Origin of the sequence: Brevibacterium sp. S22, assembly GCF_004745485.1 — a bacterium.
GTDB lineage: Bacteria > Actinomycetota > Actinomycetes > Actinomycetales > Brevibacteriaceae > Brevibacterium.
In genome coordinates this window covers 1-22067 of the sequence record NZ_RHFG01000037.1, presented here as the reverse complement: position 1 = coordinate 22067, position 22067 = coordinate 1, and the positions used below count along the sequence as shown (strand labels likewise).

Genomic DNA, 22067 nt, shown 5'->3' with positions numbered 1-22067 from the left:
TGAGACAGCAATGGCGATCGAAACGCTCAGCTCCCAGCAGTCGCAGGCATGGAAGGACCGATTCCTGCCCCAGGTCGAGAAGGTCGCCGAGGGTGTCTGGGCCCTTCCGGTCCCGATCCCGAACAACCCACTCGTCTTCACCTACTGCTATGCCATCGTCGACGGCTCCGGGGTCGTCCTCATCGACCCGGGCTGGGACGGCAAGGATCAGTACAAGGCACTCACCTCGGCGCTGGCCGACCTCGGCTTCACAGTCGCTGATATCCACGGGATCGCGATCACCCACTACCACCGCGACCACATCGGACTCGTGCCCGCGCTGCTCGCGAAGAACCCGGACGCCTGGGTCGCCATGCACGGCGAGGACCTGCGCGCGATCAAACGCTTCTACACCAACGCCGTCGACCTCGGCACCGGCATCGACCCGGGGCTCAACATCGCCCGCGCCTACGGAGTACCCGAAGACCGCTGGGCCGAAGTCGAAAGCCTCCAGGTCGGGTCGAGCAAGGACGGAGCCAAGAGTGACTCGATGAGCCTGTACAGGCAGGCGATGAGCCGCCTGCCCGAGAACATCCACGTCCTCGACGACGGCACCGACCTGCCCCTCGACGAGGGGCGCGTGAGCGCCATGTGGACGCCCGGGCACACCTACGGGCACTCGGCGTTCGTCCGCGACGAGGACAAGCTGTTCTTCTCCGGTGACCACGTGCTGCCGACGATCACCCCGAACATCGGCCTCGATTCCGGAGCGATCACGCACAGCCTCGGCGACTATCTGCGGTCTCTGGAGAAGATCGGCGGGCTCGACGAGGAGGTGGCGGTGCTTCCTGCCCATGGATTCCGCTTCAGCGGCCTCCACGACCGCAAGGTCGAACTCGTCGAACACCACCATGAACGACTCGGCGAGATCCGCGCCCGCATGGAGGCCACCGACGACCACAGCGTCTTTTCGATCGCGGCGGGCCTGCACTGGTCACGCGGTTTCGAGAGCCTGCGCAACTTCAACCTCTTCGCCGCCCTTGCCGAAACCGCCGCGCACATGCACTATCTCGGAATCGACATCGGTGTGGGATCCCTGGTCGGCGAGAAGTGAACTAGAGTCGGCAGGAACCGAGACGAAGGAGTCGACATGAGCACCGAATTCGTCCCCGCCGCCGATGTCCGGCCGGTGACCTTCGCCGTCCGCGCCTCTGACCACCGTGAGCGCGGACGCCGGCGCGGGGCCGAGCTGCGCACCGGGATCGCGTCCACCCTGGCGGCCTATCGCCGGTACTTCGCCCATCTGAATATCGCCGAGGCGACCGTCCGCACCGCCGCGAGCACAAGCCTCGAACGGCTGCAGGCGTGGTGGCCGAGCGGCGCCGAGGAGGCCGAAGCCGTGGCCGCGGGCGCAGGTATCGATGTCGCCGAACTCATGGAGATCATCGCCCGCACCGAGATCCTGACCCAGGCGAAGGCCGCACCGACCGAATGCTCGACCGTGAGCCACACCAGCCCGGGGAGCTCCGTGGGTGCGCAGAACTGGGATTGGGCCGCGGATTTCTCATCTCTGTGGCATTTCAACGATGTCGGCTCCGTGCCTGGTCAACACCGGCATGTGGGCATCGCCGAGTTCGGAATGCTCGGCAAGATCGGCCTCAACGAAGCAGGCGTCGGGGTGCTGCTCAACATCCTCAAGCACACCGGCGACGAGGCCGGGGGAGTGCCCATCCACATGATCCTCGCCCGGGTCCTCGCCGAAGCCGGCACCCTCACCGAGGCGCTCGAGATCATTCGAAGCGCTGCGACCTTATCCTCGTCGGTCATCACCGTCATCACCGCCGAGGCGGCCGTCCAGGTCGAGATCGCCGGTGAGCGCAAGCGTGAACGACGGGCAGAGGCAGCGCCCGACCAGGCAGGTGGAGCAGAGTCCGGGTTCCTCCTCCACACGAACCATTTCCTGCACCCGGATCTGCTCGACGGCGCGCTCGAGCTGCGCCCCGATTCGACTTCTCAGGCCCGCTACCGACATCTCGCCGAGGCGGTCGTGCGCTTCGAGGCAGAACGTGCACAGGTGCGTGCCGGCGTGGCCACACCCGACGATGTCTCCGCGCCCGACGCCACCCCGTCCGGTGCAGACGAGGGGCGCGCGGCCATCACGGTCGGCGACCTCACGAAGCTGCTGACGACGGGACCGGAAGACGCCCCGGTGTGCTGCATTCCGGCCCCCGACGCCGCCTACGGGAACCGATCGGCGACGTTGGTGAGCGTGCGCATCGACCCGGCGCGCAGGCAGATCGACCTTGCACCCGGTTCGCCGGCCGAGGGCCTGCGCGGAAACCGCCGCTTCCAGCTCTGAACCGGCCCGCGCCGGGACGGCCGAGGATCCAGCTCACGGCCGTCGGGCGACCGCTGCCTCTCAGCGGTCGTCTGACCCGTTCTCTGCGACCGAATCGGACTTCTGGGCCGCCTCGGCGGCTTCCTGCTCGCGCATCTCGATAATCGCGTCGAGGGCGGAGGCGATCGCATCGTCGTCTTCCAAAGCGGCCTGGATGAGGCGCCAGGGCACAAGGTCGAGGTTCTGCTCACCGATGACGAAACGGATGAATGGCTGCTTGCTGCGCGGATCATCGGCTTCGAGCCCGGCCCCGTAGCGCCACTGGCCGAAGGCGCTGCGGCGCACCGTCTCACCGATGAAGCGCAGGGCGCCGGCGGTGAAGGGAGTCTCCCCCTCGGCGATCATGTCGTCAGGGCCGTCGTACCGGACGGAGACCTGTTTGCCCAGGCGAGCGAGGCTCTCCCGGTCGAAGCCCCAGGAGCTCGGATCGGCCTGCTCCTGAGTCCAGGCGGCGATGCCCGGTTCGACGGTGCCGATGAAGCGGGAGAGGAATTCGACCTCCTCCTCGCTCGAGTTCTCGGCATTGAGCACACCGAGCGAGAGCCCCGTGGACTTGCGGCGCGGCTGGCCGTCTCCGCCGAGGAGTTCCCGCGCCTTCTCGAGCACCGCGGTGAATACCTCGGCGCTGCGCTGATCGACGGCGGCCAGCACGATGCCCACCAGTGGGATCGGCTCTCCGGCGGCCGGGCCGTCGGCGTTGTCGGGGCGGACGAACGGCATTCCGCTGCCCGTCGACTCGTCGTGGTCCCAGACCCCGCCGATCGCGCGCAGGTAGGTTTCGCCGAGGTAGCGGATAAGTCCTTCGAAGAAGCGGCGGTGCTCCGGTTTGAGGATCTCTTCGGTGTTCGGGAACTTCGAGAGTACGAAGAGTTCGAGCATCGGCAGTGATTTCGGCCCGAAGTCCTTCGGGAACCTCACGGTCTCCCCGTCCTCCTTCTCGAAGGTCTCGGGCAGATCGGCGAGGACGAACGCACCGAGGCGGACGTCCATATTGTTGATGAAAGCAGAGAATTCGCGCTGGAGTTCGTTCACGGGCACCACCTTAGTGCCTCGAACCACGTCGTCGAGCCCGCTCAGTCCTCGTTCCCGGGGCAGAAGTCGATGAGATGCATGAGGACCTCGACGATGAGACTCGGATCGATGTCGACATGCTCATCCATCGCTTTGCCCGCCGCCGCAGTGAGCGCGATCCGGTTGAACACGGAGATGATGACCGTGAGGAAGTCGCCGATCGGCTGCTTCGTCGTGGCTCCGGCAACATCGAGGGCCGTGGTCACCAGGGCCGCCAGCCGCTCGAACTGAGAATCATTGAGCTCGACGTAGCGGGAGTGGAGGTGGGGCACCCGCAGGCAGTAGAGCTCGATCTCCTGCTCGGTGATGGTCTCGGCCACGGTCTGCTTCTTCTCATTGAAGACATCGTCGATGAACGTCGTCATCAGCGCCTTGATCTCCGGTGCCTCGGTCGTCGCGGTCAGCTGCTCGGTCCACCGCTGAATCGTGGCGTCGAGCCGATCGAGATTCTCCGAGGTGCGCATCTCGATGATCGCGAGCACCAGATCGTCACGGCTGGAGAAGTTCGAATAGAACGCACCGCGAGTCAGTCCGCCCGCCTCGCAGATCTCCTCGATCGAGGCGCCGTCGATGCCGCGCACGGCGAAGACCGAGGTGCCGGCCCGAACGAGAGTGGACCGGGTCTGGCGTCTGCGGGGACTGAGTTCGTCTGTGTTCATCGTCATTTCGTTCAGCTGGGCTCGGCGATGGCCATGGTGGTGTGAGAATGCTGCGCCGGCGGCAGGGCCGGCCGCGATGGAGGGTCGGAGGTCAGGGCGGCTGAGCATCTCATGAGAATCCCCGCTCAACCTGGGATCCATTTGCATGGAGGGTGGGGATTGCACAACAATACAATACTGTATCCAATACACTTTTGTATCGAGGTCTTCGTGTCAACTTTCCTCTATGCCCTGGGGCGCCGTGCGTATCAGGCACCCTGGCGGATCATCGCTGCCTGGCTTGTGATCTTCGCGCTCGTCGGCGCCGCAGTCGCCGCGTTCTCCAAAGACTTCGACGACGACTTCACCCTCCCCGGATCCGAAGCGCAGACGGCGCTGGACTCGATGAAGTCGACGTTCCCCGAAGCCGCCGGTGTCTCCGCGTCCGTGATCGTCGTCGCCGACGACGGTGACTCGGTTCGGGCCCCGAACTACAAAGAGGAGATCGAGGAAGAGGTCGAACGGCTCGAAGACGTCCCTCACGTCGACACGGTGACCTCGCCGTATTCGGACCTCGTCAAGGGCGCCATCAGCGAAGACGATTCCGCGGCCATGATCTCCGTCCAATACGACGGGACCCAGGAAGAGGTCGGCGAAGACGCCTCCGACAACCTCCTCGACGCCCTCGACCCGCTGCGTGACGCCCTGCCCGACGGGGCACAGGTCGAAGGCGGCGGCGAACTCTTCCAGATCACCGGCGTCGGCGTCTCCTGGGTCGAAGGCATCGGCGTCCTCGTGGCCTTCATCGTCCTCCTCCTGACCCTGGGATCCTTCCGCGCCGCCGGAATGCCGCTGATCACCGCGCTCATCGGCGTCGGCATCTCCGTGCTCCTCATCGTCGGCGGCACCGCATTCGCGACGATCAACTCATCGTCGATCATGCTCGCGCTCATGCTCGGTCTGGCCGTGGGCATCGACTACGCCCTGTTCATCGTCTCCCGGGCCAGAGACCTCCTCGCCGAGGGACACGACCCCCTCGAGGCGGCAGGACGTGCCGTCGCCACCGCCGGATCCGCCGTCGTCTTCGCGGGCATGACCGTGATGATCGCGCTGTTCGGGCTCTCCCTGGCCGGAATCCCCTTCCTCACGATCATGGGCATCGGGGCCTCCGGTTCCGTCGCCGTGGCCGTGATGATCTCCCTGACGATGGTCCCAGCCCTGTTGGGTCTCGCGAAGTCGAAGATCACCCCGAAGCCGACGAAACGCTACCGGAAGGCCTACGCCGCGGCCGCTCAGCGGGCGACGGACGACACGGCCGCCTCGGCGCAGGACTCATCGACCGGCACCGAGGCGACCGCCGGTTCCGCATCCACCCCCGCCGAGGTGAGCGACCCCGCCACGCGGGAGACGATCGCCGAGGAGGCCCGGGCCGAGGCCGGCGAGCCGTATCCGCCGACGATCATGAACAGATTCTTCGCCGGGTGGCTGAAGGCGGTGACGAAGATTCCGCTGCTGACCATCATTGTCATCGTCGGCGGACTCGCCCTCTTCGCGATCCCCGCCACCCAGCTGCAGCTGTCCCTGCCGACCGCCGGCGACCAGGATCAGGGCACTCCGGCCCGCACGACCTACGACCTCATCGACCAACACTTCGGGCCCGGCTACAACGGTCCGCTGGTCATGACCAGCCAGATCGTGACCAGCGACGATCCGCTCGGCGACGTCGAGGACATCGAGGAGCGCATCGAGAAGGTCGACGGCGTCGAAGAGGTCATCATGGCCACCCCGAACCGGGATGCCACGGTCGGGCTCTTCCAGATCATCCCGACCACCGCCTCCGACGACCCGGCGACCCTGGACACCGTGGACAGGCTGCGCGTGCTCAGCGACGAGATCGAAGACGACTACGACTTCGACACCGCCGTCACGGGTGCCACCGCCATCCAGATCGATGTCTCCGACCAGCTCGGCAAGGCGCTTCTGCCCTTCGGCATCTTCGTCGTCGGACTCTCGATCATCCTGCTGATGATGGTCTTCCGCTCGATCGCCGTGCCGATCAAGGCCACCGGCGGGTTCCTCCTGTCCGTGTTCGCCTCCTTCGGCACGGTCGTCCTCGTCTTCCACGACGGGCTCTTCGCCGGGCCCTTGGGCATCGACTCGACGGGGCCGGTGATCAGCTTCCTGCCGATCATCCTCATGGGCATCCTCTTCGGCCTGGCCATGGACTACGAGGTCTTCCTCGTCTCCGGAATGCGCGAAGCCTACGTCCACGGGTCCTCGGCCAAGGACGCCATCAAGGCCGGATTCGCCTCCTCCGCCCGGGTCGTCTCCGCCGCCGCGGTCATCATGTTCTCCGTGTTTGCGGCGTTCGTACCCGCCGGCGACTCCATCATCAAATCCATTGCGCTCGCCCTGGCCGCCGGCATCTTCGTCGACGCATTCCTCGTGCGCATGTCCTTGGTCCCGGCGATCATGCAGCTGCTCGGCGACAAGGCCTGGTGGCTGCCGAAATGGCTCGACCGGATCCTGCCGCGCCTCGACGTCGAAGGCGAAGGCCTCGCCCACGAAGTGGCGCTGCGCGACTGGCCGGAACCGAATTCGGACTACCGTGTCTACGGTCGCGGAATCGGCGTGTACTCCGGTGACCGCGGCTTCGCCCGAGTCGACATCTCTCTGCTGCCCGGACAGATCCTCGTCGCCAGCGGCGCCGCCCGCCGGGCCCTCCTGCTGGCCGTGTCCGGCCGCGTCGGACTCACGGTCGGCGAGATGAAGATCGGAGCTCACGTCCTGCCAGAGCACGCCGGACGGGTCCGCCGCCAGGTTCCCTACCTCGACCTGGGTGCCGGTGACGGCACGAGCTCACGGGACCTGTCCCGATGGGCCGCCTCGGCGCCGGCTCTCGTCGTCATCGACGGTGCGGAGCACCTCACCGAGGAGGCAGGACGCGGACTCCGCGAGTGCCTGCCCGATCTCGCAGCGAACGGCACCACCGTCGTCCTCGGCCTGCCCGACGGCGACGTGACCGGAATCATCAGCCCCGAAACGAACTACTTCCACCTCGACCTCGATGAGGCTCGACCCGATGAGCGAGGCGGAACCGACAGCGAATCAGGCGGCGAACACACCCACGCCGTCGACAGCACCAACATGGAAGGTGTGCAGTCGTGAGACTCGAACGTGCGAACTCGAAGCGGCCGGTGAACTGGCTGTCCCTCCTCGGCCTGGTCCTCATTCCGATCATCGTGGCGGCCGGATTCATCCTCGCCACCTGGAAGAGCGGCGATCGGCTCGAAACCATCGAAGCCGCCATCGTCAACAATGACGACGGCGCGAAGGTCGACGGCGAGACCGTGCCGATCGGGCGGCAGCTGACCAGCGGGCTCGTCGGTGAGGACGAGAACAACATCCACTGGGTCATCACCGACGAAGAGGATGCGCAGAACGGACTCTCCGACGGCACCTACGCTGCGCAGCTGACGATCCCCGAAGGCTTCTCCCGCGCTGTGACCTCCGTCGACGATGCGAAGTCGGCGACGCAGACGCAGCTCGACGTCGACGTGTCCGGCACCGCCCCGGCGCTGGACACGCAGATCTCCCGATCCGTCGCCGAGGTGGCTCGGACGACGTTCAACACGGAGATGACCGAGACCTATCTCGACAACATCTACCTCGGCTTCAACAAGATGGGCGAGCAGATGAAGGACCTCGGCGACGCCGCCGGGGAGCTCGACAAGGGCGCCGAGGGCCTCAAGGAAGGCACCGGAGAGTCGGCTGAAGGCGCTGGGGAACTGTCCAAGGGCATGAAGGAGCTCGGTGACAACGGCGCCGAGCTCAAGACCGGTGCCACCGACCTGTCGAAGGGCGCCGGCGAACTGTCCAAGGGCGCCTCGGAGATGTCCGGGGGGCTGAGCGAGCTCGACAAGCAGACGTCGAAGCTGCCCGACAGCACGCAGAAGCTGGCCGACGGTTCCGGTGAGCTCTCCGACGGTGTCGACGAATACACGAAGTCCATCGACCAGATCATCAAGGGCTTCGCCGGATCAGGTGACTCGGGCGAAGGCGGTCTCGACGAGATCACGAAGGGCGGCAAGGAACTCGAGAAGGGCGCCGAGGGTGTGTCCACGGGTGCCTCCGGCCTCTCCGACGGGCTGCACCAATACCGCGACGGTCTGAAGGAGGGCGCCGACCAGGCCGATCAGCTGGCCGGTGCGAAGCCGGATCTCGACGGGCTCGTGAAAGCGGGCATCATGACCGAGGCCGAGGCGGACCAGGCGCGGGCCGAGATGTGCCCGACCGGCACCCCCGACCAGGTCTGCAAGGGCATCGAACAGGCCTACGCCCAGGGTCTGCTCAACGGGACGTCCGGCGGTCTGAACGAGGCCGTCGACGGTCTCGAGCAGGAGCAGGACGGCTCGTCCCTCCTCGGCGGGTCCGATGAGCTCGCCGACGGCGCATCGGAGCTCTCCGACGGTGTCACCAAGTTCGTCAAGGGGCTCGAGGACGGCCTCGGTGAGCTGACGAAGGGCATGGAGGACATCTCGAAGAACGCCCCGAAGCTGCTCGAAGCCTCGAAGGGTCTGCGGCAGGGCGCCGCCGGAGTCGCCGACGGCAACCAGCAGCTCGCCGACGGCATGCCGGCCCTGTCCAAGGGCATCGGGAAGGTCGCCGACGGCTCTTCTGAACTCTCCGACGGCGCCGGTCAGCTCAGCGATGGGCTGAATGAATACAGCACAGGAGTCGGCAAGTACACCGACGGCGTCTCCGAAGCCGCGACCGGCACCTCCGAGCTGGCGGCGGGCCTGGACAAGCTCGACGAAGGTACGGGCAAGTACGCGAAGGGCGTGAGCAAATTCGCCGACGGAGTCAAGGACGGTGCGGATGAAGTGCCGACCTACACGGCTCCCGAACGTGATCGCTTGGCCAAGGTCGCCTCGGCGAATATCGAATCCCCCGACACGGACAGCGTCACGGATGTGCTGGCGGGATCGACGATCGCACTGCTGATCATGCTCGCCCTGTGGATCGGCGGGCTCGTCACCTACACAGTGCTCAAGCCGATCCCGGCCTGGGCGCTGCTGTCGACGAAGTCCTCGTTCGCCGTATGGGCGCGCGGACTGCTGCCCGGCGTGGTCGTCGGGGTGCTGCAGGCACTCGTGCTCTCGATCCTCGCGGTCACCGTGATGGACATCGACGCCGTCCAGGGCTTCGACATCGCTGTGCTCACGTTCGTGTCAGCGATCGTGTTCATGATCCTCAACTTCGCTCTCGTGGCGTGGTTCGGGGGAGTGGGTCGGTTCCTCTCGGTCGTCGCCGTGGTGTTGGCCGTGGCGGGTCGGACCATTGGGGCTGTGCCGCAGTTCTTCGATCTTCTCGCGCCGATCCTGCCGCTGACTCCGTCGATGAACGGCTTCGCCGCGATCGCCGCGGGCACTACCGGACAGGCCGCGGCCTACGGCGGACTGTTGGCCTGGGCTGTCATCGGCGTCGTGATGTCGCTGCTGGCGATCGTCCGGGCCCGGACCATGAAGCCCGAAGCCGCCCTCGAGATGGCGTAGTCGCACCTGGGCCGCTGCCCGGCGGTTTCGCAACTTCGTTCAAGCTTGAGCGCACTGGCTCAGGCCCCGTTCAAGGCGGAGCGCACTTATCGATAGGTGCACCAATCGACAGATGCGCTGCGGCTTGATCGAGCGGACTATCTACGCAGTGTGGGAGGCGAACAGGCGTCAGAGGAGGTCGAGGATAGCCTCGGCAGCGGCGTGTGAGTCATTGAGAGTGGCCGCATCGGTGCCGGGGTTCGCGGCGATCGCCAGGCCCCACTGCTTCGACGACAGTTGGATCGACAGAGCGAATCGGCGCGGGTGCACATTGCCCTCGACGTCGATCGTGCGATAGGGCCGAGAGGTGAGCGCGAGTCCGTTGAGGAACTTCTCCCGACCGTCGTCCAAGGTCAGGCGGGCCGCGGTGAGCTGACCGCGCTCGAGCATCCCGTACAGCAGGACATCCGCTGCGCGCGAGACGGAGTTCGTCGGTGAGGCCGCATCGATGACGACGCCTCCGGTCAGCTCGCCAGCGGCCTGCGCCGAGGTGACCTTGAAGATCTCGGGATGCGGCTGGAGCGGGTGGACCCCGTCGAGTGCGGAACCAGAGTCGCCGGTGTCATCAGCGCCGCAGCCCTGCGCAGCGGCTACGAGAGCGGCGGGATTCTCCTCGATGCGCATATCGGGGCCGACGAAGGACACGATTCCCGCCTCGGCGAGGGCGAGCAGTTCGGCGATCCGTTGCGGGGGAGGCCCATCGCAGATGCCGGAGACGAATCCCTCGAACCAGCCGAGGATCTCCATATCGATGCTCACGCGGTCGATGTGACCTGCGACGATGAGGTCCTTGAGCAGCAGCCGCGACTGCCACAGCACGGTGAAGAGTGCCTTCTCGGGACTGCCGGTCGGACCGGCCAGGGAGTTGCGCAGGTCGGTGCGCAGGAAGTCGAGCATCCACTCATGCAGGGATCCTGGCTCGCCGGGTTCGCGGCTGGTGAAGAGCTCACCTTCGAGCGGGTTGAGCAGGGTGTGCAGGGACATGCGGTCGGCCGGATCAGGCACGAGCGTCTCTTCGATCTCTGACCAGGCGAAGGCCTCGCGGGTGACGCGTCCTTGGCGGGCGGACTCCTCGGTGGTCGTGTCACCGGCGACCTCGTCCGACTGCGGGTGGGTCTCCTGCCAGGTGCGGCGGGTCAGGTGGCGCGAGACCGCCTCGCCGATGGCTTCGCGCAGCTGGCCGGGATCATCGGTGAACGCTTCGGGACGGACCTGGGACAGCGTGTGATAGTACGCCAAACGCAGGTCGGCGAGGATGAGCGGCCACAGCTGATCATTGAACCGGGCGCCGGCCTTGCGCTGTCCGTGGAGGTCCTCGAGACCGGCGAGCAGCGCGATATTGTCCTTCGTGAAGTACCGCAGCGGCCAGTCCCGCCGCGGATGCTCGTGACAGATCGGTTTGCTGCGATACGGGATTCCGCGCCGCGAACCCAGCGCCAGCCGCGGCTCTTCGCCGCTGGGCACATAGCGCAGCTGCCCACCGGGTTCCGAGTCGAAGCGACCGCCGCGCTCATAAGTGAACAGAGTCTGCAGGTCGAAGTAGTTGAGCCCCATGCCGCGGACGATGACCCGCTCGCCGGGGGCCACCTCGGCGACGGGGGTCTCCGCGGGCAGACCCTGCGGCAGGTAGAGACCGCCGCTCAGTTCGGCGAACGCGGCGAGACGGGCGCGCTCCTCCGGCTGGGCGCTGGGAATGTGGCCGACGGCGAGCACGACGGCGCCGGCGACGATCGTCGTGCCGTTCTGGCAGCGCACGAGCTGTTCGGGAACCGTGGCCCGCGATCCCTGAGACGCAGACTGAGGGACGTCCATGGCGGGCAGATCGATGACGGATTCGGCCTTCGTCGGGTGCTCGATGATTTCGATGAAGTCCGGTGCACCGGCGCGGATGTGCCGATACGCATCGCGGAGGTAGCGGCCGTAGAGGCTGCGGCTGGGGAAGGTCGAGTGGAGCGGTTCGGTGCCGCCGCCGGCGAGGTACCACTCGGCCATGGACGGTCCGGGCGGTGCGTCGTCCGGGTCGAGGAAGGTGCAGCTGGAGTCGGGGAAGACGGTCTGCTCGGCGATGGTGGTGTTCATCAGCAGGGACGCGGGCTGGTCGGTGCGCCACACGATTCCCGCGCCCGGTGGGTACGGGTCGATGAGGTGGATGGTCAGCGCGGGCTCGGCGGTGCCGTCGGCCGCGCGGCGGGACGATCCGGATCCGCGGCCTGTGGGATCGCCGTGCCCGGCGAAGCGCTTCGCCGCCAGCGTCACGAGTCTCTCCAGAACGGTGAGACCCCGCGGTCCGACGCCGATGATCGCGACCGCGGGGACGGGAGTCTGATTCACCCCTGTTCGCCGGTTTCGCCGCCGGGTCCAGGGTAGCCGGGGAAGTCGTCACCGGGCTTGAACCCCTTCGGGTAGCACTTGCCTTCGGCATTGGGTTCGCCCGGCGTCGCCGCTTCGGCACCGTCCGCCTCGGCACCGTCCGCCTCGGCGTCGGCCTCATCCGTGGATCCATCTGCGGAATCGGCGGGTTCGTCGGCGTCGGTGGCCGAGTCCTCCGCGGCGCTGTCCTCGGTCGATTCCGCGCCGTCCTCGGTCTCCTGAGACTCGCTGCCGTCATTCGTCGGCTTCGGGGTCTCCTCGCCGTCGGATGCACCCTTGACCTCGTCGAGGATCCAGTCGTGGAGCACGTCGTAGTCAGGGTCATAGGTGGGGGTGACGTCGTTGTTGATCTGCACCGTCGTGACGTCGCCCTTCTGCATCATGAGGGCGAGCTCGATGAAGGCAGGGATCTCGTTCTGCGGAATCGATGTGGCGATGTTTCGGGTCGCAGAGTTCGCGAGCTTCGGATATGCCGTGGCGATCTCCTGCGGGTCGACCTGTTCGAGTGTGGTCTTGAGCATTCGCTGCTGGCGGCACATGCGGTCGTAGTTGTCGCTGCCTTCGCGGGAGCGGACGTACCACAGCGCGTCCTTGCCCTTGAGGGTCTGCTGGCCCGGATCGACCCATCCGTAGACCTTGTTGGGCTCACCGGTCATCGATTTCCCGCCGCCCATCGGGATCGGGCGTTCGACGTCGATCTTGACTCCGCCGATGGCGTCGACGACGTCTTCGAAACCGGCCATGTCGACCGAGGCCCAATAGTCGAGATTGAGTCCCAGTGACCCTTCGACGGCCTGCATCGTCGTCCACATTCCCGGCTCGAGTCCGTGCGCGTTGCCGATCTGGTCGGGATTCTGTTCGCCCCACTGCCACACCGCGTTGATCAGGTCCTCCGACGAGTCACCGGAGGGGCGGAATCCGTCGGGCCAGGCTTCTTCGAGTTCGCTGTCTTTCGGGAAGACCGGGAATGCGAGGTTGCGGGGCACGGAGATGAGCGCAGCGTTGCCGGTCTGTGTGTCGATGGAAGCAACGAGCATCGTGTCCGGGCGGGTGCCCTCGCGATCGTCGCCGTTGTCGCGGCCCATGAGGAAGACATTGATATAGGGCTTGTCCGCCCACAGATCCTCGGCGCTGTGGGCCTTGCCGGTGCTGTCGCCGAAGAGGCTGGCCACTGTGGAGGACTGCACGCGGGCGAAGACGGAGCCGACGCCCAGCGGGATGCCGATGATCAGCGCCAGGGAGACGACGAGGACGCCGGCCATCTTGTTCTGCCAGGGCCGGTATTGGTGCCCACGGCGCAGTCCGAGGTGCGACACGACTATCACGAGGATCCAGATCACGGCCACGAGCACGGCGGCGATGGCGAGGAAGTTCAGCAGCGAGGGGCTGGCGACGACCGTGGCGACCGCGCGCACCGGTCCTTTGACTAGCAGATAGACGAGGCCGACGAGCAGAATGAGAACGAAGGCCCCGAACACGATGAGGCCGGCGGGTCGGAAGCGTGTGCGCAGCAGGCCGACCCCGGGCAGCAGCGTGCTCAGTGAGGTCCAGCCGACGAGGCTGGGGAACGTCTCGCCGAGGCGGGAGGAATGTCGGCGTGCCCGTCCAGGTCCGTGACCGGTCGACTTCTCGTCGGAAGCAGAGTCCGCGCCCCCGGTTGACGGTCCGGCAGACGTCGTCTCGGCAGATGATCTCCCGGCCGAGGCCGCTGTGCTTCCCGCGCCGACCGCCGCTGCGGCTGCCGCCTTCCGAACTGCTCGTGCGCCGGAGGTCTTCTTCCGGCCCCGTCCGCGGGATTCGGCCGAGCGTTGTTCGCGGGCATCGCGGCGCGTCGTCGGAGCGGAGTCCCTGTCGACGCCGGTCTCCGAACGGTCGGAGCCACGGGAATCCCTCGCCGAGGCGGCCGATTCGTTCCGTGCGAATGTGCGCGGCGCGGCGTGGGCAGGATCATGAGGTGAGCCGGTGCCCGAATCGTCCTGTGAGTTCGAGCTCGCTGCAGCGGCCACTCCGGCTGCTGAGGCTCCGCTGGCGGCGGCAGCGCGCAGCATGCGGGCTTCGCGGCGAGTGCGCGGAGCCACCGGGCGTGGCGGTGGAGCGTGGGGCGACCGGGTCGCAGATCCCTCGCCGCGGTTGCTGTCACCGAGCCGGTAGTCAGGCGAGTCGCTGGATGCGCGTGTCCCTGTGTGGGAGGAGCGGTCGCTTCGTGGTTCAGAGGTTCTGTCGGAGTTCTGGCCAGGGCTTGTGCGGGACCGGCGAGGGTTCACCGCCGAGGTGGGCAGCTGCTGCGGGTTCGACTGCGGTGTCGAGTCACTGTCACTGTCACTGGCGGCGGTGTCGCCGCGGAAACGGGGGCGAGAGGAGGCGCGGAGCCGACGGCCTGTTGTCTGGGAATCGGGGTCGCTCCCATGCGGTCCGCGCTTGTCAGGGGGAAACTCTGGCAAGTTGTCTACTCCTCAAAAACTGTCATCTCGTGCAGCACGGCCCGCTCGCCGTTCTCGCTTCCTGCGCAGGACACACTGCGGCCATCGGATTTCCGACCGGTGATCCTGCGGGGATTTGAGACCAGACCGCAAAGCACTTCACGCCGATTTTACGCCCGGACATTGATGAATGCTGGAATTCCGGTGTGGGGGAGCGGTACAAAGGGGACGTTCGGCCCGAATTCGTGCCTGTCACAGGCCGACTCGACTATGACGAAGCCCACTCTTCGATGTCGCGCTTTGCTCCGGATGGCTCCTTTCCCTTAGGCTGTATCCCGTAGTGCTGGAGGGTCTGTCGACGTGCATTTCGCGGCAGCGGATCACCGCATTGCAGATGGAGTCGTGGCTGAGCGGCCGAAAGCGTCACCCTGCTAAGGTGAAGTCCTCCGAACGGGGGACCGTGGGTTCAAATCCCACCGGCTCCGCGTACTGATGAATCCCCGCGATCCGATGGCATATCGGATCGCGGGGATTCTCTCGTTCCGGACCCAGAGTCGGGCACGCCGGTTCATCGAAGATTCACCGAGTGCGACAAGTTCTGTAGTGAAAATCGGGTTCTTTCGGGCTAGGGTGAAACGAGTCCGCCCGCACAGCCGCCGGAGGTCACCCGAACGGGCCCGGCGACATACGAGGAGAACCGAAATCACTATGCGCTCCATCCTCAGGACAGCTCTGTCCGCAGCCGCTGTCGTACTGGCCCTCACCCTGACCGCGTGTTCGTCCGGAGATGACGCCGACGGGCCGAAGACCGAGGGTTCCGATTCCCAGGAGACCGCCCAAGAGTCGGGCGGAGGCGACGGTTCCGATTCGAAGGGTGAATCCGGATCCGCCGAGGCGGCCGGGCTGGACATGAATGATCTTCCCGATCCGATCGCCTCGCAGAGTATCCCCGCCGTCGCCGAAGGTGATGACGAGGCCACGATGACGGTCGAGCTGTTCGCGCTGAAACGAGAGGGGGAGACCGTCGTCGGTCAGTTCGGTTTCACCGTGGACTCGAGCTCCACCGAAGAGGATGATCTCTACGGGTTCCTCGGTGGAAGCTGGACTCCGTTCCTTGTCGACTCACAGAACCTGCGCAAACACAATGTGTTGGAGAACTTCCCGCAGCGGGCGCAGACAGGCGCCCAGAAGACGAAGTTCAAGCCTGGGCAGACCCACTACACCTTTGCCGTCTTCGCGGCACCGCCGCCGGATGTTCAGGAAGTCGAGGTCTCCGTCGTCGACGGCATGAACCTCGTGACCGGAGCGAAGATCTCGTGAAGATCGCAGTCGCCTGCTCCGCAGCGGCGCTTGCCGTCGGCGTCGCCATTGCCGGGCCCGCCGCATCCGCCCTCGCGAACTCCATGACTCCGCAGGACATCGCTGACAGGGACACCCCGACGCCCGATGACTTCACCGACCCTGACCAGGCGATGCTGGAAGAGAGCATCGTCGAGCTCGAACAAGGGATATTCGACCTCGAGAAGGGGATCGAGGATGTCGAGACGACTGAGGCCTCCGGAGGCGACACGGTGGTCACTCTCGACACCGATATTCTCTTCGACTTCGACTCGGCCGAGCTCAGTGACGCAGCGAAGAAGAAGATCAAAGACCTCGTCAATGACCTCCCGACCGACTCCGAGATCACGGTGGGCGGACATACGGACTCCAAAGGCGAAGACGATTACAACAAGAAGCTCTCCGAAGACCGGGCCAAGGCCGTCGCCGAGGTGCTCACCTCGGCGAACTCAGACCTCGATGTGACGTCGAAGGGTTACGGGGAATCCGAGCCCGTCGCCGCGAACGAGAAGGGCGGCGAAGACGATCCCGAGGGGCGGGCGAAGAACCGCCGTGTCGAGGTCCGCTACGAAGGCTGACGCGCAGGGCTGGTCGGATAGGAACGCATCCCCTAGACTCGCATTGTCAGTCAATTTGGGAATGTCTGACAAAGATGCACATCGGTCAGAGTGATCGATGCGATTGTCCGAACACTGCAAGGAGGTCAGGATGAAGATTCTGTTGGTGGGATCCGGCGGACATGTCGGAGGAGTCGCACGTGCCGAGCTCGAGAAGCGCGGCCATGAGGTCCTCGGTGTCACCCGTTCGACCGATCCGGGAGTCGACACCTCCGATGCCGACTCGATCGCCCGGCTCCTCGAGGCCGTCGGTACGGTCGACGCCATCATCGTGGCGGTCGGTGCTGCGGCGTTCAAGAAGGTCACCGAACTGACGCGAGAGGACTACACCGCGGCCTTCGTCTCGAAGACGCTCGGGCAGATCGAATTCGTCACCCAGGGTCTCGACCACCTCAGCGACGGTGGTTCGATCACGTTCGTCACCGGCGTGCTCAGCCGCGAACCCGTGCCGACTGCAGCGGCCGCGGCCATGGCCAACGGCGCCGTCGAGTCCTTCGTCGTCTCCGCCGCACCCGAGCTTCCGCGCGGCATCCGCATCAATGCGGTCAGCCCGAACGTGCTTGCGAACTCTCCGCACTATCACGATGCCTTCGCGGGAATGGTGCCCGTGACCGACGAACAGGTGGCCGCTGCCTTCGTCCGCTCCATCGAGGGCAACGTCACCGGCCGCATCCTCGCGGTCTGAGGCGGCGCCGCTCCGGGGCCGGTCGGCTCCGGGGCGGCGGCTCGGGAGCCCCTATCGATCAGTACAATGAAGTCGAAACGGTCTGACAATGAGTGGATGACCTTCCCGCTCGGATCCTCTTCTGCAGAAGCAGGTCCTGTTGACCGTCGCCGACACAGCCCCCTGGAGAAAGCAGCCTCACGATGGAGCCGGTGGACACATCTCGCCATGACTCGGATAGAGCCGCTGTGCGTCCCCCCGCCTCGAACACCGAGCGCAGGCAGCGGGTCATCGACGAGATCAAACGTCGCATCGTGCTCGGTGAACTCACCCCGGGGCAGCGGATCATCGAAGCGGAGCTGACCTCGTCGCTCGAGGTCAGTCGGCCGACCGCTCGGGAGGCACTCAACCAGATGGCCCGTGACGGCTTCCTTATCCAGGAGGCCTACCGCGGACTTCGCGTGGCTGATATCAAGGTCGATTCGATGCTCGAGATCGCCCGCGTCCGCGTCGCCCTCGACTCCGAGGCCATCGACGAGATCCTCGACGATGCAACGGGGGAGCGCATGGCGCGTCTCGAGGAGATCTGGGAGCGCTTCGAGACTGAGAGCAGTGCGGTCGACCCACTCGCAGTCCATGAGGCGCACGTCCGTTTCCACCGCGGCATCTGGGAAGCCGCGGACAATTACCTCCTGATGCGCATCTGGCCCGTCGTCGAGGCTCAGATGACGATCATCCTTGCTTATGACCAGTTCACCAGGCGTGATTCGGGCCGTGCGCATGCGATCCATGCAGCGCTCATGCGCGCCATTCGCAGCGGCGACCGCGCTCGCGTCCGCACCGCGCTCGACGTGCACACGATGGACAGCGCCCAGGAACTCGCCCTTCTTGTGTCCGGCTCCGCAGACCGCGACTGATCTGAGCCGGCGCCGTTCGCCTCGCCGGCCTGTGCCGCTTTGTGCGCACCTGCGCCCGTTCCGCTCCGTGTGATTCTGTCGGCGCGACGGCCTGAACTCGCATCCAGGGCGCCGAGGCGGCGCCGCTTTTGACTCGCTGACTTGCCGATTCAGTGAAGCCCTGACGTGCTGTCGCGAGCGCCCGAACCTCCAGCCTGCCTCGGACCGGCTTGTGGGGTCTGGCCGCTCCTGGGCTCAGATCTTCGACGTGCACGGAGATCACCCGTAGAACGCCCATCAATCACAGAGGTGTAGGGGATTGACGCACCGGCAAACTGTGCGTAGCGTATCTTTCAAGAGATTGTCATACAATATAGTTGAACTGCAGGCGGGACCGAACGTCGACCGGCAAAGATGCCAATGAAGGGAACCGAATGAAGACTGTCATCGTCGGTGGGGGAGTCGTCGGACTGGCGAGTGCCTATGAGCTGGCGGCCGCCGGGTGCGAAGTCACCGTTCTCGAAGCGGCTAAGGCCGGAGCCGGGGCATCACACGGCAACGCCGCGAAGATCGCGCTGGCCGAAAGCAACCCGGTCCCTGCTCCCGGTGTGCTGCTGCAGGGCATCAGATGGATGCTCAAGCCCGACAGTCCGCTGTCGATCCATCCCTCGATCGCACCGGGATACCTGAAGTTCCTACTCAAGATGGCGATGCACTGCAATGCACGTGACTTCGATGCCGGATTGGATCTGCACCTGCGCCTCGGGGAGGATGCCAACGATCTCTTCGACGAGTACCAGCGCCAGGGCATCGACTTCGAGATGCACGACCGCGGAGTGCTCCTGGCGTTCGAGACGAAGGAGCGCTTTGACGAGCACTCGGCGTCTCTCGCCGTGTTCGAGGCGGCCGGACACATTCCTGAGCGGCTTCATGGGGACGCCGTCCACGAAGCCGAACCAGCCTTGAGCGACCGGATCAACCACGGACTCTTCTTCCCCAATGATCGACAGATCGAACCCGATTCGCTCACACGAGCCCTCGTCGCCAAGATCCGCGAACTCGGAGGAGTCGTCCGTGAGGATGTGTCCGTGCGCAGGTTCGTGAGCAGCGGTGACACGGTCACGGCCGTGGTCACCGATGATGCCGAAGTTCTCAGTGCAGACGCCGTCGTCATCGCCGCCGGCGTCCCCACCGGAGAGCTCACCGGGAAGCTCGGCCACAGACTGCCGATCTACTCCGGCAAGGGCTACAGCATCGATTACACCCCCGCCCCAATCGAGCTGAAGACTTCGCTGACACTCGAAGATGCGCGCGTCGCAGTCACGCCTCTGGATGGAATGCTCCGCCTGGCCGGGACCATGGAGTTCGGCAGCAGGGACGACCGCGTCAACGACGTCCGGGTCGACGCGATCCGCCGCTCTGCTCGCGAAGCCTTCCACTCCTGGGGTGAACCGCAAGGCGAGAACGCGCCCTGGGCGGGTTCCCGGCCGATGACACCCGATGGTCTGCCCCTCATCGGTGCGCTGAAATCGGCGAAGAACGCCTATGTGAACTCCGGTCATTCGATGCTCGGACTCTCTCTGGCCCCCGCCTCGGCGAAGGTGCTCACGGACATCATGCTCGGGCGTCAGTCCCGCTTGGGCCGGGATCACCTGGCACAGGTCTCACCGAACCGATTCTGAAACCACCGCACCACCGATCATCGTCCCACCACTGACCAGAAACGACATTCCACCAAATCCGACCACTGCTCGACATACCTCGAACAAGCACACCCGAAAGGCAGACACCATGACTGATCAGCAGTTCACCGGCATCCTCGCCGCCGTCGTCACCCCGTTCACCGCCGATGGCTCCGAGATCGACATCAACGGCATCCGCCTCCAGGTCGAACACATCGTGGGAGGCGGCGTCCACGGTCTCGTCCCCGGCGGTTCGACCGGTGAATTCACCTCGCTGACCATCACCGAACGCAAGGCCTCGAACCGCGCCTACATCGAGGCCGCCGCCGGAAAGGTACCCGTCGTCGCCGGAACCGGAGCCCTGAGCACCGCCGAGACCATCGAGCTCACCCAGGATGCCCAGGACGCCGGCGCCGATGCCGTGATGATCGTTCCGCCGTTCTACGACGCTCCCGACTACGATGCGCTCGTGGCCCACTACACTGCCGTCACCGAGGCAGTCGACATCCCGATCATGTACTACAACATCCCCGCCGCCACCGGCGTCGAACTCACAGCCGAACAGCTCGGCGAACTCGGCCGCCGCACCGGAGTGAGCTCCTTCAAGGACACCGGCGGAGACTTCCCGAAGTTCACCGAAGTCCATTTCAACGAGGCAGAAGACATCCAGGCGCTCAACGGCTGGGACACACTGACGTTCGCGGCTCTTGCCCTCGGTGCGCGGTCTGGTGTGTGGGGAGCGGCCAGCGTCATCCCCGCCCTCTGTGCCGAACTCTATGACGTCGTGGCCGTCAGAGGCGATCTCGCTCGTGGTCGGGAACTGTGGGAGAAGATCAATCCGATCTGCGTTTTCCTCGAGTCTCACAACTATGCTGGTGCGATCAAGGCGGGTACGGCCCTCGTCGGTGTCGACGCTGGTCCGACCCGTTCACCGATTCTGCCGCTGGCAGCCGAACACATCGAGGAGTTCCGCGGACTGCTTCGTGCCGCCGGCGTCGACGTCGTCGGCTGAGGTGACAGCCGCAGCGTTGGCAACCAGCCAGGCCGCCGACGTCTCAGGACCCAAACCTCCGGACTCAACGTCGCAGCCCCACAGAAGCGAGGAAGTGTGAAGAACAGACAGATCATCCAAGCCGTCGATGTTCATGCGGCGGGGGAGCCGGGTCGGGTGCTGCTCGGGTCGCACCTCAAGGTCAAGGGCGCGACCATGGCCGAGAAGCTGAGCTACTGCCGCGAGCACCTCGACGAGTTCCGCACCCTCGTCCTCCAGGAGCCGCGCGGCTACCCGGGACTGTGCTCACCGATCGTCGTCGCCGCGGCCGATCCCAGCTGCGACTTCGGGATGATCGTCATGGAGCAGGGCGGCTTCAAGCCGATGTCGGGTTCGAACCTCATCTGCACTGTCACAGCGCTGGTCGAGACCGGGTCCGTCGACGTCACCGAACCTGTCACCGAGCTGAGGATCGACACGGCCGCCGGTGTCGTCACCGCCCGCGCCGAGGTGGTCGACGGTCGTGCGAAGAAGGTCACCTTCGACAATGTGCCGGCTTTCGTGCACGGACTCGACCTGCCGCTCGAGGTTCCCGGATACGGGACGATCCCCGTCGACATCGTCTTCGGCGGTCAGTTCTACGTTCAGGCTCAGGCGGAGCACCTCGGCGTGGATCTCGATCCGAGCAATGCCAAGGGGATCATCCGTGCAGGCAGCGTGCTCCTCCAGGCGGCGAATGAGGCCTTCGACGTGCGCCATCCGCTCCTTCCTGAGATCGACTCGATCGGACTGCCGATGATCCACGGACCCGCAGTGACCCCGGGCACCGATGGGCGCAACGCCGTGGTCCTGCCCAACGGGGTCGTCGACCTTGCTGATCCGACCACGTGGTCCGGCACGCTCGACCGCTCTCCCTGCGGCACCGGCACGAGCGGTCGCGTCGCCGCCAAGCACGCGCGCGGCGAACTCGCCGTGGGAGAGGAATTCGTCCACGAATCGATGCTGGGAACGACCTTCACCGCCGAGGTGAAGGAGACGACGACCGTCGGTGAGCTGCCCGCCGTGATCCCATCGATCAGCGGACGCGGGTGGATCACCGGATTCCAGCAGCTCGTGCTCGAAGCCGATGATCCCTTCCCCTCCGGCTACACCATCGGCGACATCTGGGGGGGGGGGGGGGGGGCGCCCCCCCCCCACCCCCCCACACCCCCCCGAGGGGGACCCCCCACGTGAAAGGCCGTCAGCCCCACTCTCCCTCCCCCGCGCCGCCCGCCGCAGCGCCCCCCCCCTCCCCGCCCCCTGTACCCGCCCAGCGCCCGGGGCGGCCGCCCGCCCCCCCCGCCCCCCCGACCCACCCCAGCGGCGGGGCCCTGCGCCCCGGCGCGCCCGCCCCTGCCCCGCGCGCGGCG

Annotated in this window: 15 protein-coding genes and 1 tRNA gene; 12 read left to right on the top strand and 4 right to left on the bottom strand. The window is 66.0% G+C overall.

Annotated elements, in window-relative coordinates:
• Positions 1–10 precede the first annotated feature (10 nt).
• Positions 11–1093 (top strand): MBL fold metallo-hydrolase, encoded by a 1083-nt coding sequence (locus tag EB835_RS18705; RefSeq protein WP_135810951.1) that lies wholly within the window; start codon positions 11–13, stop codon positions 1091–1093.
• A 36-nt stretch (positions 1094–1129) separates the two neighbouring features.
• Positions 1130–2338, top strand: coding sequence for a C45 family autoproteolytic acyltransferase/hydolase (locus EB835_RS18700; protein ID WP_135810950.1), 1209 nt, complete (start codon positions 1130–1132; stop codon positions 2336–2338).
• Between the two features lie 60 nt (positions 2339–2398).
• Here EB835_RS18700 and EB835_RS18695 read toward each other — a convergent pair whose 3' ends face one another.
• Both EB835_RS18695 and EB835_RS18690 read right to left on the bottom strand, forming a co-directional pair.
• On the bottom strand, positions 2399–3409 hold the full coding sequence (locus EB835_RS18695) for a hypothetical protein (protein WP_135810949.1): 1011 nt from the start codon (positions 3407–3409) through the stop codon (positions 2399–2401).
• A gap of 41 nt (positions 3410–3450) precedes the next feature.
• Positions 3451–4113 (bottom strand): TetR/AcrR family transcriptional regulator, encoded by a 663-nt coding sequence (locus EB835_RS18690; RefSeq protein WP_240688854.1) that lies wholly within the window; start codon positions 4111–4113, stop codon positions 3451–3453.
• Between the two features lie 204 nt (positions 4114–4317).
• Between EB835_RS18690 and EB835_RS18685 the strand changes: the two genes are divergently transcribed.
• Together EB835_RS18685 and EB835_RS18680 are read left to right on the top strand one after the other, a co-directional pair.
• Positions 4318–7254 carry an MMPL family transporter gene (locus tag EB835_RS18685; RefSeq protein WP_135810948.1) on the top strand — a complete coding sequence of 979 codons (2937 nt, stop codon included), beginning with the start codon at positions 4318–4320 and terminating at the stop codon, positions 7252–7254.
• Entirely contained in the window at positions 7251–9641 is a 2391-nt protein-coding gene (locus EB835_RS18680; protein ID WP_135810947.1) for a YhgE/Pip domain-containing protein, read from the top strand. The genes EB835_RS18685 and EB835_RS18680 overlap by 4 nt, the downstream gene beginning before the upstream one ends.
• Positions 9642–9809: 168 nt before the next feature.
• On the opposite strand, the gene EB835_RS18675 is transcribed toward EB835_RS18680, so the two are convergent.
• Both EB835_RS18675 and EB835_RS18670 read right to left on the bottom strand, forming a co-directional pair.
• Complete coding sequence (locus EB835_RS18675) at positions 9810–12011, bottom strand: FAD/NAD(P)-binding protein (protein ID WP_135810946.1); 2202 nt, start codon at positions 12009–12011, stop codon at positions 9810–9812.
• Positions 12008–14128, bottom strand: coding sequence for an LCP family protein (locus EB835_RS18670; RefSeq protein ID WP_240688853.1), 2121 nt, complete (start codon positions 14126–14128; stop codon positions 12008–12010). The genes EB835_RS18675 and EB835_RS18670 overlap by 4 nt, the downstream gene beginning before the upstream one ends.
• A gap of 738 nt (positions 14129–14866) precedes the next feature.
• On the opposite strand from EB835_RS18670, the gene EB835_RS18665 reads away from it, so the two are divergent.
• The 8 genes from EB835_RS18665 (at position 14867) to EB835_RS18630 (ending at position 21891) form a co-directional block, all read left to right on the top strand.
• Positions 14867–14955 (top strand) — tRNA-Ser (locus tag EB835_RS18665).
• Positions 14956–15178: 223 nt separating this feature from the next.
• Positions 15179–15790 carry a hypothetical protein gene (locus tag EB835_RS18660; RefSeq protein ID WP_135810945.1) on the top strand — a complete coding sequence of 204 codons (612 nt, stop codon included), beginning with the start codon at positions 15179–15181 and terminating at the stop codon, positions 15788–15790.
• Complete coding sequence (locus EB835_RS18655) at positions 15787–16386, top strand: OmpA family protein (RefSeq protein WP_135810944.1); 600 nt, start codon at positions 15787–15789, stop codon at positions 16384–16386. Before EB835_RS18660 ends, EB835_RS18655 begins: the two co-directional genes overlap by 4 nt.
• Before the next feature lie 130 nt (positions 16387–16516).
• A complete protein-coding gene (locus tag EB835_RS18650; RefSeq protein ID WP_135810943.1) occupies positions 16517–17110 on the top strand; it encodes a short chain dehydrogenase in 594 nt (197 codons plus the stop codon).
• Positions 17111–17337: 227 nt separating this feature from the next.
• Complete coding sequence (locus EB835_RS18645; RefSeq protein ID WP_240688852.1) at positions 17338–18006, top strand: GntR family transcriptional regulator; 669 nt, start codon at positions 17338–17340, stop codon at positions 18004–18006.
• Between the two features lie 413 nt (positions 18007–18419).
• Entirely contained in the window at positions 18420–19667 is a 1248-nt protein-coding gene (locus EB835_RS18640; RefSeq protein WP_135810941.1) for an NAD(P)/FAD-dependent oxidoreductase, read from the top strand.
• A gap of 109 nt (positions 19668–19776) precedes the next feature.
• Entirely contained in the window at positions 19777–20679 is a 903-nt protein-coding gene (locus EB835_RS18635) for a dihydrodipicolinate synthase family protein (RefSeq protein WP_135810940.1), read from the top strand.
• Between the two features lie 96 nt (positions 20680–20775).
• A complete protein-coding gene (locus tag EB835_RS18630) occupies positions 20776–21891 on the top strand; it encodes a proline racemase family protein (protein ID WP_135810939.1) in 1116 nt (371 codons plus the stop codon).
• Positions 21892–22067: the final 176 nt, after the last annotated feature.

Bases quoted from the DNA above. Each gene is read 5' to 3' on its own strand.
- EB835_RS18650 (WP_135810943.1), top strand. From the start codon at position 16,517: ATGAAGATTCTGTTGGTGGGATCCGGCGGACATGTCGGAGGAGTCGCA.
- EB835_RS18640 (WP_135810941.1), top strand. From the start codon at position 18,420: ATGAAGACTGTCATCGTCGGTGGGGGAGTCGTCGGACTGGCGAGTGCC.
- EB835_RS18660 (WP_135810945.1), top strand. From the start codon at position 15,179: ATGCGCTCCATCCTCAGGACAGCTCTGTCCGCAGCCGCTGTCGTACTG.
- EB835_RS18635 (WP_135810940.1), top strand. From the start codon at position 19,777: ATGACTGATCAGCAGTTCACCGGCATCCTCGCCGCCGTCGTCACCCCG.
- EB835_RS18690 (WP_240688854.1), bottom strand. From the start codon at position 4,113: ATGACGATGAACACAGACGAACTCAGTCCCCGCAGACGCCAGACCCGG.
- EB835_RS18700 (WP_135810950.1), top strand. From the start codon at position 1,130: ATGAGCACCGAATTCGTCCCCGCCGCCGATGTCCGGCCGGTGACCTTC.
- EB835_RS18705 (WP_135810951.1), top strand. From the start codon at position 11: ATGGCGATCGAAACGCTCAGCTCCCAGCAGTCGCAGGCATGGAAGGAC.